Origin of the sequence: Mycobacterium sp. 134, from assembly GCF_048282715.1 — a bacterium.
Classification (GTDB): domain Bacteria; phylum Actinomycetota; class Actinomycetes; order Mycobacteriales; family Mycobacteriaceae; genus Mycobacterium; species Mycobacterium septicum.
In genome coordinates this window covers 1,582,526-1,596,683 of sequence record NZ_JBLVUN010000008.1, presented here as the reverse complement: position 1 = coordinate 1,596,683, position 14,158 = coordinate 1,582,526, and the positions used below count along the sequence as shown (strand labels likewise).

Genomic DNA, 14,158 nt, shown 5'->3' with positions numbered 1-14,158 from the left:
TACTTGTATAACCTTCTCGACCGGCATGGCCATAGCCGGCCCCGCCCGGACCGGGCCTCTGGCCCGTCAGACCTAAGGTGCATAGATGACCGTGACCCGCGAGTACCCCGACGTAAAAGACGTGACCGTGTCGCTCGAGGGCGGTGTGCTGTCGGTGACGCTGAACCGGCCCGACAGCCTCAATTCGCTGACCCAGGACATGCTCGTGGCGATCGCCGATGCCATGGAACTGGCTGCCACCGACGCGGGAGTGCGCGTGGTTCGCCTCGGCGGCGCGGGCCGCGGATTCAGCTCCGGCGCCGGCATCAGCGAGGAAGACCAGAACGCCAAGAGCCACGACGCCGCAGGCGTGCTCGACGCCGCCAACCGCGCCGTCGCCTCCATCGTGGCGCTGCCCAAGCCGGTCGTGGCCGTGGTGCAGGGACCCGCCGCCGGCGTCGGGGTGTCACTGGCACTGGCGTGCGACGTCGTGCTGGCCTCGGATGCGGCCTTCTTCCTGCTGGCCTTCACCAAGATCGGGTTGATGCCCGACGGCGGTGCATCGGCTCTCGTCGCCGCGAACATCGGGCGGATCCGGGCCATGCGACTGGCGCTGCTGGCCGACCGCCTCACCGCCGCCGACGCCTACGACTGGGGTCTGATCAGCGCCGTGTACCCGGCCGACGAGTTCGACGCCGCGGTGGACAAGGTCGTCGCGAAGCTGCGGTCGGGTCCGGCGGTCGCCCTGCGCGAGACCAAGCAGGCCGTCAACGCGGCCACGCTCACCGAGCTCGAGGGCGCCTTCGCCCGCGAGCGCAAGGGCCAGCTGCAGCTGCTGGTGTCCGACGATTTCCGCGAGGGCACCAAGGCCTTCCAGCAGAACCGGCGCCCGGAGTTCACCCAGCAGTAGGCGCCCACCGGGGCTCACGCCGGCGAAAATCGTTGGACTCGACCCACTCCGGGTGGGCACCATCGAATGTTGTGAGCATGCAGGACGACATCCAGACGCCGGTCGACCAGACCGGCGGCTGGCGTGTGCTCGCACCGTTCCGCATCCGCGAATACCGGTTGCTGATCGCCGCGGTCACGTTGTCGATCTTCGCCGAGGGCATGTGGTCGGTGGTGATGGCGTTGCAGGTCATCGCGATCGACAACGATCCGGCCTCCCTGTCGCTGGTGGCCACCTGCCTCGGCGTGGGCCTGGTGGCGTTCGTCCTCGTCGGCGGGATCGCCGCCGACCGGGTCAACCAGCGCACGATCATCATCGCGGTGGAGACCGTCAATCTGGTGACGGTCACGACCGTCGCGGTGCTCGGGCTGCTCGACCTACTCAAGATCTGGCATCTGGCCGTCGCGGCGGGCATTCTCGGCATCGCCGCGGCGTTCTTCTTCCCGGCCTACAGCGCTCTGCTGCCCCGCATCCTGCCGCCGGAACAACTGTTGGCGGCCAACGGCGTCGAGGGCGTGGTGCGCCCGGTCTTCCAGCGCTCGGTCGGGCCTGCGGTGGCAGGCATGGTGATCGCCGCGACCTTCCCCTCACTGGGCGCGGTCGTCGTGGCCGTGTTGTTCGGCGCGGGCCTGGTCCTGCTGGTCGCCACCCGCCCGACCGTGGATTCGGTTGTGACACAGGGCGAAGGCGAGCGCCCGCACGTATTGCGGGATCTGCGTGAAGGTTTCGCGTTCATGGTGCGCACCCCGTGGCTGCTGTGGACGCTGCTGTTCGCCAGCATCTTCGTGCTCGTCGTGCTCGGGCCGATCGAGGTGCTGCTGCCGTTCATCGCCCAGGACCGGTTCGCCGACGGCGCCCGGGCGTACGGATTCATCCTGGCGTTCTTCGGATTCGGCAGCGCGCTGGGAGCGTTGACGGTGTCCTCGCGCCGGATGCCGCGGCGCTACCTGAGCACGATGATGCTGATGTGGGGGCTGGGCTCGGTGCCATTGGTGGTCGTCGGCGTCACTTCGTCGTTCCCGTTGATGGCGCTGGCCACGTTCTGCGTCGGCGTCACCGACGGTGCGGGGATGGTGATCTGGGGAACGCTGCTGCAGCGCCGGGTTCCGACGGAGATGTTGGGCCGGGTCTCGAGCCTGGACTTCTTCGTGTCGCTCGCGTTCATGCCGCTGTCGTTCGCGATCGTCGGCCCGCTGTCGAAGGTCGTCTCGATGGAGTCGATCTTCCTGGTGGCCGGGCTGCTGCCCGCCGTCCTTGCCGCGGTGGCCGTGACGGCGGCCCGGATGCCGCGCGACGAGCTGGCGCACCCGCTGCGCTAGGTGAACACCCCCGCCACGGTAGCCGCGATCGCGGCGTCGACGGCGCGATGCGCATCGGCGACCGTGAGAGTCCTCGTACTGGTGAGGAATTGGTAGTAGAGCGGGGCGGAGACCTGCCCGATGACCGCGGCGGCATCGGTCCCGGCAGGCGCCTCGCCCCGCTCTACCGCGTCCGTCACACACCCGGCCCACTCGGCGATCCGCCGGTCGTAGAACACCTGCAGCGCCGCCGCGGTGCGTTGATCGCACGTCGCCGCGGCGATGACCGCCTTGAACAACCGGCCCTGACGGGCATCGTTGAGCGTGCGACGCACCAGCGTCGCGTTGGCTCGGAGATCGCCGCGCAGTGAACCGGTGTCGGCCCGTGGCACCGACTGTTCGGCCATGTCGGCCAAGAGGTCTGCCACCAACGCCGGCACCGAACCCCAACGCCGGTACACCGTCGACTTGCCGACGCCGGCCCGTTCGGCGACCGCCGTCAGTTCCAGACCCTCCAGCCCGGCCTCGACGAGTAGGTCCGCCGTCGCGCGCAGCACCGCAGCGCGGACGGCCGCGGTACGCCCGCCCGGGCGTTCGGCTGCCATTCGGCTCATCTTATTAGGAATATTGTCCCGTTAGTAGCGTGTTCCTTATCGGGAAGGCAATCTCGTTAAGGAGTGGGAATGGAATATCGCAAGGTTGGCGACTCTGAGCTCGTGGTCTCCGAGCTGAGCTTCGGCGCAGCGACTTTCGGCGCAACAGGAGAGTTCTTCGGCGCCTGGGGCGACACCGGGATCGACCAGGCACGGGCGATGGTCGACCTGAGCCTGGAGGCCGGCATCAACTTGTTCGACACCGCGGACGTCTACTCGGACGGCGCCTCGGAAGAGGTACTCGGCGCAGCGCTGCGCGGGCGCCGCGACAGCGTACTGATCTCCACGAAGGCCGCGCTGCCGACCGCCCCCGACGACTGGGGAACGTCACGGGCACGGCTCTTGCGGGCCGTCGATTCTGCGCTGACACGTCTGCAGACCGACCGCATCGATCTGTTCCAGCTGCACGCGTACGACGCCTTCACCCCGATCGACGAGGTACTGCAGGCCCTCGACACACTCGTCGATCAGGGCAAGGTGCGCTACACCGGAGTGTCGAACTTCTCCGGCTGGCAGCTGATGAAGTCGCTGGCCCTCGCCGAAAAGCACCATCTCCCAAGGTATATCGCACACCAGGTGTACTACTCACTGATCGGGCGGGACTACGAATGGGAGCTCATGCCGTTGGCGATGGCCGAAGGGGTCGGCGCGCTGGCGTGGAGCCCCTTGGGCTGGGGCCGGCTGACCGGGAAGGTCCGGCGCGGCCGGCCACTGCCGGAACGCAGCCGACTGCACGCCACCGCCGACGCGGGGCCGCCGGTCGACGACGAAATTCTCTACGGTGTCGTCGACCAACTCGACACGATCGCCGAAGAGACCGGCAGAACCGTGCCACAGGTCGCGCTCAACTGGCTGCTGCGCAGACCCACGGTGTCGTCGGTCATCATCGGGGCCCGCGACGAACGGCAGTTACGCGACAACCTGGGCGCGGTCGGGTGGGCACTGGATGCCGACCAGATTGCGCGACTGGACGCCGCGAGCACCCGCGAGGCGCCGTATCCCTACTTCCCGTACTTCCGTCAGGACGGGTTCGCGCAGCTCAATCCGCCTCTCGGTGCAACCCGGTGAGATGCGTGTAGGCCGCGGCGTTGAGCTGGTTGTGGCCGACCTCGTCGTCGCTGAGCTCTCGGCGCACCTTGGCGGGCACACCGGCCACCAGCGAGCGCGGCGGCACCACCATGCCCTGGGGCACCACCGCACCGGCGGCGACCAGTGAGCCGGCGCCGATCACCGCGCCGTTGAGCACCACCGCACCCATCCCGACCAGGCTGTCCTGCTCGACGGTGCAGCCGTGCAACACCACGTTGTGACCCACCGTCACCCCGGTGGCGATCCGGCACGGGAAACCCGGGTCGACGTGGACGGTCACCCCGTCCTGGATGTTGCTGCCCTCACCGACCTCGATGGGCTCGACCTCGGCACGCAGCGTGGCGCCATACCAGACGCTGGCACCGGCGGCCAGCGAAACCTGGCCGATCACACTGGCATTGGGTGCGACCCAGGCGTCCGGGTCGATCTGCGGGGTATGACCGGCGACGGAGACGATCAGCGGCTCTGGCATGCCGGTCATGGTAGACAGCCGACCGGCGGGCTCACGCGCCCTGGTACACCTTGCGGTAGCTCGACGGGGACATCCCGAGCCCACGCCGCAGATGATGACGCAGGTTGCCCGCGGTGCCCAGACCCGAACGCCTGGCCACCTCGTCGACTGACAGGTCCCCTGATTCCAGCAGCTCGCGGGCCAGATCCAGCCTGCGGCTACGGATCCAGGCACCCGGAGCCTGTCCGGTCTCCTCACGGAAACGACGGTTGAACGTGCGGGCACTCATGTGGGCACGGGCGGCCAGCCGCGTCACGGTGAGTTCCTCGTCCAGATGCTGCAGCGCCCAGTCGCGCGTGGCAGCGGTCGAGGCGTGATCGGTGACGGTGAGGCCGTGGTCGATGAACTGCGCCTGTCCGCCCTCCCGCCACGGTGGCACCACGCAGTAGCGGGCCACCGCGTTGGCCACCTGGACACCGTGGTCGGTGCGAATGATGTGCAGGCACAAGTCGATTCCGGCGGCCAGGCCCGCCGAGGTCAGAATGTCGCCATCGTCGACGAACAGGATGTCCTCGTCGAGGAGAACGTCGGGGTGCAGACGGCGCATATCCGCGGCGAAGCGCCAATGGGTGGTGGCAGGCCGGCCGTCCAGCAGGCCCGCGGCAGCCAGCACGAAAGCCCCGGTGCAGATCGACACCAGCCGCGTTCCGGGGCGGATCCGCGACAGGGCCTGCGTCACCTCGGCGCCCAGCACACCGTCGGCCCGAGCCGGGGCGTACCTGGTGCCCGGGATCACCACCGTGTCCGCCGATTCCAGCGCCTCGGCTCCCGCAGCGGGCACCATCGCGAACCCGGTCGTCGACGGCACCGCGTCGGTGGTGAGCCCGCACGTCACGACGTCGTAGAGAGGATTCCCGTCGCAGTCGGCGGCGCTGGAGAACAGCAGCGGCGCGATGGTGGCGTCGAAGCCGACCACCGGGGCCAGCAGCAGGACGGCAACGCGGTGCACGACCGCCAGTCTGGCACGTTTTTGATGATTGCTGTCGTTCATGCCACTGGTACCCGCGGCCGGCCTCGGCGAAAGTGGTCGGGTGACTCGAAACCTCGACCGGGCTGCGGCGCCTCCGCGCGTCCGCCTCCACTGGGCCTGGGTGGTCGCCGCGGTGAGCTTCGTGGCGATCCTGGGCGCGGCCGGGTTCCGGTCCATTCCGGGCGTGATGATGAATCCGCTGCACCACGAGTTCGGCTGGTCGCACGGCACGGTCGGCCTGGCGATGTCGGTCAACATGATGTTGTACGGCCTCACCGCGCCGTTCGCCGCGGCACTGATGGACCGCTTCGGGGTCCGGCCGGTGCTGACCGTGTCGCTGCTGCTGATCGCGACCGGCTCGGCGGTCAGCACTCTGATGACCGCGAGCTGGCAGCTGGTGCTGCTGTGGGGCGTGCTGGTCGGTATCGGAACCGGCTCGATCTCGATGGGGTTCGTGGCAACCATCGCGACCCGCTGGTTCGAGCAGCGCCGCGGGCTGGTCACCGGTGTGCTCACCGCCGCCAGCGCGACGGGGCAGCTCGTCTTCCTGCCGATCGTCGCGGCCGTCACCACCCAACATGGATGGCGCTGGGCATCGTTGATCGTCGCAGCCGCCGCGCTGGCCGTCGTCCCCCTAGTCGTGCTGTTCATGCGCAACCGCCCCGCCGACCTGGGTTTGGCCCCCTACGGGGCAACTGAACTCGCCCCGCCCACCCCGGCCCCGGCGGGCGGTTTCAAGACGGCCTTCGACGGCCTGCGCATCGGCGCACGGACCCGCGTGTTCTGGCTGCTGGCGGGGAGCTTCGCGATCTGCGGGATGACCACCAACGGTCTGATCGGCACGCATTTCATCCCGGCCGCCAACGACCACGGCATGCCCACGACGGTCGCCGCGGGTCTGCTCGCCACCATCGGCATCCTCGACGTCGCGGGCACGGTGTTCTCCGGCTGGCTCACCGACCGCGTGGACCCCCGGCTGCTGCTGCTCGTCTACTACGCGGGCCGCGGGCTGTCACTGATGCTGTTGCCGGCACTGCTCTCCCCGCACGCCGAACCGAGCACCTGGGTCTTCGTCATCTTCTACGGCCTGGACTGGGTGGCGACCGTGCCGCCGACCATCGTGCTGTGCCGCGACTACTTCGGGGATCGTTCGCCGGTGGTGTTCGGCTGGGTGTTCGCCTCCCACCAGGTCGGCGCGGCCGTCGCCGCCGCGGGCGCCGGGTGGCTGCGGGATCTCAACGGCAATTACGACCTGGCCTTCCAGTTGGCCGCCGGGCTGTGTTTCGTCGCCGCACTGTTATGCCTCAGTATCCGAAAAGCCCAGGTCACAAGCTCCGAGCCGGATCGAGTGGACACTTCGGCTTTGCCGTAACCGCTTCGTTACGCATACCATCCGATGCGGCGCCGCGGGGAACGCTGAGGTTGTTGTGTACGCGGTTGCTCGCCATCGTCGCGCCGAGAGCCGTGTAACGCGTCACCGGCAGCCGACGACTACAGGCTAGGCATGAGCGGGAGGAAAGACCCACCGATGAAGACTCGCACCAAGACTCTGGGCGTTGCTGCGGCAGTCGCCGCGATCACGGCGTCGCTGCCGTTGGCGGTCACCGCCTACGCCGACCCGGCGCCGACGACGACCGCCACCCCGGTGGTGGAGATCCCCGACCCGCAGGGCTCGGGCTGCGACAACTTCAAGAAGGCCCTGCCGGATTGGAAGAGCTTCGCGGACGTGCCGACGGGCAAGGTTCTGGCGAGCATCCCCGACATCAGCACGTTCAACGCCGCGATCTCGGGTGGGATGAACCCGGCGGTCAACATCGTGCCGGTGCTCGACAACGGCCCGTACGTGATCTTCGCGCCGACCAATGACGCGTTCGCCGCCATGGAGCCGGGCAAGCTCGACGCGCTCAAGGCCGACGTGGCCGCGCTCACCAGCTTTGACTACTACCACGCGTTCCTCGGCCTGCTCGGCCCCGATGACGTCAAGGGCCAGCGGCCCACCCAGCAGGGCGCCGAGGTCAAGGTGACCGGCAAGGGCGGCGACATCAAGGTCAACGACACCGCCAAGCTCGTCTGTGGCCCCATCCAGTCCCAGAACGCCCGGATCTACCTGATCGACACCGTCCTGGATCCCAACAGCCCGCCGGAAGCCATCGTGCCGACGGGTTCCAGCACGACGACCACGACCACGACCAAGGCTCCGGAAGCCGCCACCCCGGCCGCTGACGCGCCGATCGGCTGATCTTCTCCTCTGCACGCGGACTCTTCCGCGAGCAGAGACGAAAGTCCCCCAAATCGCTTGATTTGGGGGACTTTTGTGTTTCTCGTGAAGCTAGACGCCCAGCTCGCGCCCGATGATCTCCTTCATGATCTCGGTGGTGCCACCGAAGATCGTCTGGATCCGTCCGTCCACGTAGGCGCGGGCAACCCGGTACTCCATCATGTAGCCGTAGCCGCCGTGCAGCTGCACACACTGGTCGACGACCTTCTTGGAGACCTCGGTGGCCCACCACTTGGCCTTGGCTGCCTCGACCGCGGTCAGCTCACCGTCGACCACACCCTGCAGGCAGCGGTCGAGGTAGTTCTCGGTGACCTCCAGCTCGGTTTCCATCTCGGCGAGCAGGAACCGGTTGTGCTGGAAGCTGCCGATCGGCTGGCCGAAGGCCTTGCGGTCCTTGGCGTATTGCAGCGTCTCTTGGAAGACGGCACGAGCACCGTAGATCGCCGAGATGGCGATGCCGAGCCGCTCCGAGGGCAGGTTGGTCATCAGGTGGTAGAAACCGCGACCTTCCTTGCCCAGCAGGTTGGCGCTCGGTACCCGGACGTTCTCGAAGTGCAACTCGGAGGTGTCCTGGCTGTGCAGGCCCATCTTGTCCAGCTTGCGGCCGCGGGTGAAGCCCTCCATGCCCCGCTCCACCACGAAGAGCGTGAAGCCCTTGTGGCCGGCCTCGGGGTCGGTGCGGGCGACCACGACACACAGGTCGCAGTTGATGCCTGAGGAGATGAACGTCTTGGAGCCGTTGATGATCCAGTCGTCCCCGTCGCGCACCGCCGAGGTCCGGATGCCCGCCAGGTCGCTGCCGGCGCCCGGCTCGGTCATCGCGATCGCGATGATCAGCTCGCCGGTGGTGATGCCGGGCATCCAGCGCTGCTTCTGCTCGTCGTTGGCCAGCTCCTTGAAATACGGGCCGACGACGTCGTTGTGCAGGCTCAGCGCCGGGCCGTGCACACCGGCCTTGGCGATCTCCTCGTCGATGACGGCGTTGAACCGGAAGTCATCCGAGCCGCCGCCACCGAACTCCTCGGGCATGTTGAAACCGATGAGCCCGTACTTGCCGGCCGCCGTGTACGCCGACCGGTCGACGATGCGCTCGGTCTCCCACTTCTCGGCGTTGGGCACGAGCTCACGCTCGATGTACTCCTTGACCGTCTCGCGGAACGCCTCGTGCTCCGCGGTGTAGATCTGTCGCTTCATGGCTTACTTCGCCTTCCAAACAGGTTCACGCTTCTGGGCGAAGGCCAGCGGTCCCTCCATGGCATCCTCGGTCTTCAGCAGCGTGCTGAATTCACGGTTGGTGCGCTTCCAGCCGTCCTTGTCGCCGGTGATGACGCCCTCGTCGACCCCGTAGGCGACCCGCTTGCTGGCCTGCACGGCCAGCGGCGCGTTGCCCGTGATCCGTTCGGCCAGCTTGAGTGCGGCATCGACGACGGTGCCGTCGGGCACGACCTGGTTGATCAGGCCCCAGCGCAGTGCGTCGGCGGACGACATCGGCTCACCGGTGAACAGCAGTTCGTTGGCCACCTTGCGGGGCAACTGCTCGGCGATGCGGAACACGCCGCCGGCACCGGCGATCAGACCGCGTTTCACCTCGGGCAGACCGAATTTGGCGTTCTCCTCGGCGACGATCAGGTCACTGGCCAGGGCCAGCTCGGTGCCGCCTCCCAGAGCGGTGCCGTTGACCGCGGCGATCGTCGGCTTGTCGATGAAATGGCTGACGTAGCCGGCGAATCCGTATTCCGGATGCTCGGGGTGAAAGAGGTTCTCACCCCGCGAGATCGCCTTGAGGTCGGCCCCTGCGCAGAACGACTTGTCCCCCGAACCCGTGATGACCACGGCCCGGACCTCGGGATCGTTCTGTGCCTGCTCCAGCGCGTCGCCGACGGCGATGCTGACGGAGCCGTTGATCGCGTTGCGCGCCTCGGGCCGGTTGATCGTGATGAGCAGGACGTTGCCGCGCTTCTCGACGAGCGCGCCGGGCTGGGTTTCGGTGTCGGTCACAGGAGCTCCAGGATGGTCGCGTTGGCCTGGCCGCCACCTTCACACATGGTCTGCAGGCCGTACTGAATGTTGTTGTCCCGCATGTGGTACAGCAGGGTGGTCAGGATACGGGCACCGGATCCGCCGAGCGGGTGACCCAGAGCGATCGCGCCGCCGTTGGGGTTGAGCCGGCTCTCGTCGGCGCCGATGTCCTTGAGCCAGGCCATCGGAACCGGGGCGAACGCCTCGTTGACCTCGAACGCGCCGATCTGGTCGACACTCAGGCCGGACTTGGCCAGCGCCTTCTGGGTGGCCGGGATCGGCGCGGTCAGCATGATGACCGGGTCGGCACCGGCGAGCACCGCGGTATGCACCTTGGCAAGCGGCTTGAGCCCCAGGTCTTTTGCCTTCTCCGCAGACATGATCAGCAGCGCCGCCGACCCGTCGGAGATCTGGCTGGAGTTACCGGCGTGGATCACACCGTCCTCCTTGAAGGCCGGCTTGATGGCGGCCATGGACTCGACGGTGCCGCCGCGGCGGATGCCACCGTCTTCCAGGACGACATTGCCGTCCTGGTCCTTGATCCCGACGATCTGGTCCTTGAACGCACCGGCATCCTGTGCGGCAGCGGCCTTCTCGTGCGAACGCAGGGAGAACTCGTCGAGCTGGGTGCGCGACAGGCCCCACTGCTCGGCGATCATCTCGGCACCGACACCCTGGTTGGGGTTCTGGCCGTTGTACCGCTCGCGGAAGGCCTCCGGGTAGGGGTGTCCGCCGTTGGCCAGCGAGGAGCCCATCGGGGTGCGCGACATCGACTCGACGCCACCGGCGACGACGACGTCGTAGTGACCGGCGACCACGCCGGCGACGGCGAAGTGCAGGGACTGCTGGCTGGAACCGCACTGGCGGTCGACGGTGACACCGGGGACGGTCTCGGGCCAGCCGGCGGTCAGCACGGCGGTGCGGGCGATGTCGAGCGCCTGCTCGCCGGCCTGCATGACGCAGCCCCAGATGACGTCGTCGACGAGGGCGGGATCGATCCCGGCGCGCTGCACGAGGCCGTTGAGCACCTGGGCCGACAGCTCCGACGGGTGCACACCCGAGAGGGCACCGTTGCGCTTCCCGACAGGCGACCGGACGGCCTCGACGATGACGGCTTCAGCCATGACTTCTCCTTTGAAGGGTGGGTGGCGCGACCCCAGTGGAGCTCAACGGGGCGCTCGAGGTGAAAATAGACCAGTAGGTTTACTAGGTCAACCTACTGGTTGGTAGATACCGATGTTCCGTTCCTGCGGTGAACAGATGGTTTACTGAGTTGTACAGCTGGCCGTCCGGCCAGCGCAGAAGTTGTCCTACCCGGGAGTGTCTGGTGGCTCGAACCACACCGCTGGCGCCGATGATCGGCCCTGACGCGATTGCACCGCAGGCACCGGTCCGCTCTCCGAAGACAGCCGAACTCGTCGCAGGCACATTACGGCGCATGGTCGTCGACGGCCAGCTCAAAGAGGGCGACTTCCTGCCCAACGAAGCCGAGCTCATGGAGCATTTCGGGGTGAGCAGGCCGACGCTGCGCGAGGCCGTGCGGGTGCTGGAGTCCGAGCGTCTGGTCGAGGTGCGCCGCGGCTCCCGTACCGGCGCCCGGGTCAGGGTTCCCGGCCCCGAGATCGTCGCCCGTCCGGCCGGGCTGCTGCTCGAACTGTCCGGCGCCGATATCGCCGATCTCCTGGTGGGTCGGGCGGCGATCGAGCCGATGGCCGCACGCCTGCTCGCCGAGAAGGGCGACGAGGCGGCGTTCGCCGAACTGGAACGGATGCTCGACGAGCACATCCCGAAGGACTACCAGTCGGACCAGCTGGCCGCGACCACCGGCGACTTTCACCGCCGCGTGGTGGAGCTGTCGGGCAACGCCACGCTCGGCATCATCGCCGGCATGCTGCACGAGATCACCGTGCGGCACCACGCCTTCCTGTTCAAGGAGCGCCGGCCGGTATCGAAGTCCGACTACGACAAGCTGATGCGCTCGTATCGCAAGCTGATCCAGCTCATCCGCTCCGGCGACGGCGACGCTGCCGAAGCGCACTGGCGCAAGCACCTGGACACCGCACGGATCCTGATGCTGCAGGACATCGAGAGCGTCAAAGTCCGCGACGTCATGCGCTGAGTCTGCGCACAGATCGCGTTTCGCGTTCGCGGCAAAGTGGCGATCTGTGCGCAGTTTCGAGGAGCGGCGCGCAGTTTCGAGAACCGCGGCTAGTCCGGCCACACCGCCAGCCGTGCATCGGTGTCCCGCCAGCCGTCTGCGGTCTTCCATCGCATCGGCAGCAGCCGGTAGCGCCAGCTGCCGGCCGGACCATCCGGGCCGACATGGTCGACCGTGATCGAGATCAATTCCGCATCAAGCTTTTTGGCGTGCGTCTCCAGGTAGATGCCGGCCTCGTCGTCGAGCTCGGACATCAATTCGCCGAAGAGCAACCGCGGACCCGGTGCCCGGTGAAGCAGCACGCATTGCGCCCGCTCCGGACAGTGGCGAGCCCGGACCGTGGCGTGACACCGCGTGTCGACGCTGCCCAGGTCGCTCATCAACCGCCCGGACTCGTCGACCCATACCGCGACCGGCTCAGGTGGTGACGTCATCTCGCTGGACATGGACCGGTAGCTCGTCGTCCCAGGGCTGGCGGGTCACCATGTCGGCGACCTTGACATAGCCCTGCTCGAATTCCCCGGTGGCCGCGTCGACGAGCCGGTACTGCTGGGTCTGGCGCTGGATCGGCTGGGCGTCGAGCATGACGATCCGCACCTCCCCCGGCTCGAAATGGCACCGCGTCTGCAACGCGGCCACGAGCTGTTCATTGCTCATGTGCCCGTCACCGAAGTTCCAGCCGATGGCCGTGGAGACGATCCGCTCGCCATCGGTCAGCACGTAGTCGTCCTCGTTGTGGCCGGCCATCGCCCGGTGCGCCAGGGTGAACAGCGCCCGGCCGTGAGAGTTGAAGCCGCGGAACGCGTATCCCATGTACAGGTACATCTGGGCGACCTCGGGGCTGCCGTAGTACCGCTCCATCTGGGCGGCCGGCATGCTGGCGATCGCGACGATGTTCTTCTCGATCTTCTCCGCGGCCGAGGGTTTGACGCACCACAGCGAGGTGTCCCAGTTACCGGCGTAGTAGCGCATGCCGGGCAGGAACGAGATCTTGCGCGGGAACAGGTTTCCCAGCACCACAGTGCCGGCGACCACCGCGAACAACACGATCGGCCACGGGCTGCCCAAGTCGCCCAGTCCGATCCCGGCGTGCCCGACGAACAGCGCCAGCACGGAGAACATCATGAAGACGTTCCACTCCAGCGGCACGCCCATCGGGATCGAGCTCAGGATGCCGAAGTGGAACACCAGCATGACGAATGCCGCGATCGCCGTAGGCCAGCCCCCGTGGGAGAAGAACAGCACCAGCGGCACCAAACCCTCGATGGCGGTGGAGAAATGTGCCACGAAGCGTGACGGCCGCCCCGGGCGAAGGTCATCCGGGAAGTGCTCGAAGAACTTGCGCTTGATCCAGCGCGGCCGGAACACCGGGTTGTTGCTCATCATCGTCGAGATGACGAACGGGAAGTGCTTGGTGAACTTGGAGGTGGCCGCGCCGATCCAGATGGTCAGGCAGATCAGCTTGGCCGCGATGATGATGTCGGCGCCGGAGAAGAGGAAGCAGACCGCCAACGAGCCATAGACCTCGCCGCGGGCGGCCAGGAAGATCACCTTGTCGCGCAGACCGGCCACGGCCAGCAGACCGACGATCGTGGCGGTCTGCCACACCGGCAAGACGCCGATCTCGCTGCCGAGTTCCGGGATGGGGCCGGTGCCCTGCGAGAACAGGGCGACGACCAACACCACCAACAACGCCCCGTACAGCACGACGTCGACGAGAGTGCGGCTGTCCCCCTTGGTCAGGGGCACCAGGTTCGGCCACGGTGGCAGCCGAATCGTCTTGGGCCGCAACCAGTACAGGATCGATCCCATGGGCGGGAAGAACCGGTTGTTCAGCGGACCGAAGCCGCAGCCGAGGCCGATGACCTCGAACAGCATCGTGTAGAACACGACCTTCTGGTAGACGATCGGCTCGGCGTACCAGGACGCGACGTTGGTGAACCCGTCGACCCCGGTGGTGGTCAGCGCGATCAGCCACGCACCGAGGATGTAGGCCAGGATCTTCACGACGTAGAACAGGTGCAGCGCAATCGGGGTTCCGAAACCGACCTCGGCCCAATGCCGCGCCATCGGCTGGATCTTCTCCGCGCGAGTGCCCTTGCTCCACTGCTCGAAGTCGATCTCGGGAGATTCCTGTTTGAGAAAGCCCATGCCCGACAGATTAGAACGTGTTCTAGTCGCGGGGTAGTCGTTCTGGCCAGTCAGCGGAACCGCCGACACTACGGTTTGTGACGAGAAGCGCCGGAATTGCGTC

14 protein-coding genes are annotated in these 14,158 nt (G+C 67.4%); 6 read left to right on the top strand and 8 right to left on the bottom strand.

Features of this window, described 5'->3' with window-relative positions:
- Positions 1-85: 85 nt before the first annotated feature.
- Positions 86-889: an enoyl-CoA hydratase gene (locus tag ACNQVK_RS12475; protein WP_418029764.1), complete on the top strand. Its 804-nt coding sequence runs from the start codon at positions 86-88 to the stop codon at positions 887-889.
- A gap of 77 nt (positions 890-966) precedes the next feature.
- A complete protein-coding gene (gene tet(V), locus ACNQVK_RS12470; protein WP_418034137.1) occupies positions 967-2,247 on the top strand; it encodes a tetracycline efflux MFS transporter Tet(V) in 1,281 nt (426 codons plus the stop codon).
- Here tet(V) and ACNQVK_RS12465 read toward each other — a convergent pair.
- Positions 2,244-2,831, bottom strand: coding sequence for a TetR/AcrR family transcriptional regulator C-terminal ligand-binding domain-containing protein (locus tag ACNQVK_RS12465; RefSeq protein ID WP_418029763.1), 588 nt, complete (start codon positions 2,829-2,831; stop codon positions 2,244-2,246). The two genes, tet(V) and ACNQVK_RS12465, sit on opposite strands and share 4 nt — an antisense overlap.
- 78 nt (positions 2,832-2,909) lie before the next feature.
- On the opposite strand from ACNQVK_RS12465, the gene ACNQVK_RS12460 reads away from it, so the two are divergent.
- A complete protein-coding gene (locus ACNQVK_RS12460) occupies positions 2,910-3,947 on the top strand; it encodes an aldo/keto reductase (protein WP_418029762.1) in 1,038 nt (345 codons plus the stop codon).
- Here the strand turns inward: ACNQVK_RS12460 and ACNQVK_RS12455 are convergent.
- Both ACNQVK_RS12455 and ACNQVK_RS12450 read right to left on the bottom strand, forming a co-directional pair.
- Positions 3,919-4,440, bottom strand: a complete 522-nt coding sequence (locus tag ACNQVK_RS12455) for a gamma carbonic anhydrase family protein (protein ID WP_039324483.1) — start codon at positions 4,438-4,440, stop codon at positions 3,919-3,921. The two genes, ACNQVK_RS12460 and ACNQVK_RS12455, sit on opposite strands and share 29 nt — an antisense overlap.
- A 31-nt stretch (positions 4,441-4,471) precedes the next feature.
- On the bottom strand, positions 4,472-5,428 hold the full coding sequence (locus ACNQVK_RS12450; protein WP_418029761.1) for a GlxA family transcriptional regulator: 957 nt from the start codon (positions 5,426-5,428) through the stop codon (positions 4,472-4,474).
- A 40-nt stretch (positions 5,429-5,468) separates the two neighbouring features.
- Here ACNQVK_RS12450 and ACNQVK_RS12445 point away from each other — a divergent pair, with 40 nt between their 5' ends.
- Entirely contained in the window at positions 5,469-6,821 is a 1,353-nt protein-coding gene (locus ACNQVK_RS12445; RefSeq protein WP_418029760.1) for an MFS transporter, read from the top strand.
- 156 nt (positions 6,822-6,977) lie between these two features.
- Complete coding sequence (locus ACNQVK_RS12440; RefSeq protein ID WP_418029759.1) at positions 6,978-7,688, top strand: fasciclin domain-containing protein; 711 nt, start codon at positions 6,978-6,980, stop codon at positions 7,686-7,688.
- A 90-nt stretch (positions 7,689-7,778) separates the two neighbouring features.
- On the opposite strand, the gene ACNQVK_RS12435 is transcribed toward ACNQVK_RS12440, so the two are convergent.
- Genes ACNQVK_RS12435 through ACNQVK_RS12425 form a run of 3 tightly spaced genes read right to left on the bottom strand, consistent with a single transcriptional unit; the run spans position 7,779 to position 10,870 of the window.
- Positions 7,779-8,921, bottom strand: coding sequence for an acyl-CoA dehydrogenase family protein (locus tag ACNQVK_RS12435; RefSeq protein ID WP_418029758.1), 1,143 nt, complete (start codon positions 8,919-8,921; stop codon positions 7,779-7,781).
- 3 nt (positions 8,922-8,924) lie between these two features.
- Entirely contained in the window at positions 8,925-9,725 is an 801-nt protein-coding gene (locus ACNQVK_RS12430) for a crotonase/enoyl-CoA hydratase family protein (RefSeq protein WP_418029757.1), read from the bottom strand.
- Entirely contained in the window at positions 9,722-10,870 is a 1,149-nt protein-coding gene (locus ACNQVK_RS12425; protein ID WP_044519893.1) for a thiolase family protein, read from the bottom strand. Before ACNQVK_RS12425 ends, ACNQVK_RS12430 begins: the two co-directional genes overlap by 4 nt.
- Before the next feature lie 203 nt (positions 10,871-11,073).
- Between ACNQVK_RS12425 and ACNQVK_RS12420 the strand changes: the two genes are divergently transcribed.
- Complete coding sequence (locus ACNQVK_RS12420; protein WP_211155512.1) at positions 11,074-11,865, top strand: FadR/GntR family transcriptional regulator; 792 nt, start codon at positions 11,074-11,076, stop codon at positions 11,863-11,865.
- Positions 11,866-11,954: 89 nt separating this feature from the next.
- On the opposite strand, the gene ACNQVK_RS12415 is transcribed toward ACNQVK_RS12420, so the two are convergent.
- Both ACNQVK_RS12415 and ACNQVK_RS12410 read right to left on the bottom strand, forming a co-directional pair.
- Entirely contained in the window at positions 11,955-12,338 is a 384-nt protein-coding gene (locus ACNQVK_RS12415) for a hypothetical protein (protein WP_418029756.1), read from the bottom strand.
- A complete protein-coding gene (locus ACNQVK_RS12410) occupies positions 12,322-14,055 on the bottom strand; it encodes a DUF3556 domain-containing protein (protein WP_418029755.1) in 1,734 nt (577 codons plus the stop codon). The genes ACNQVK_RS12415 and ACNQVK_RS12410 overlap by 17 nt, the downstream gene beginning before the upstream one ends.
- Between the last annotated feature and the right edge of the window lie 103 nt (positions 14,056-14,158).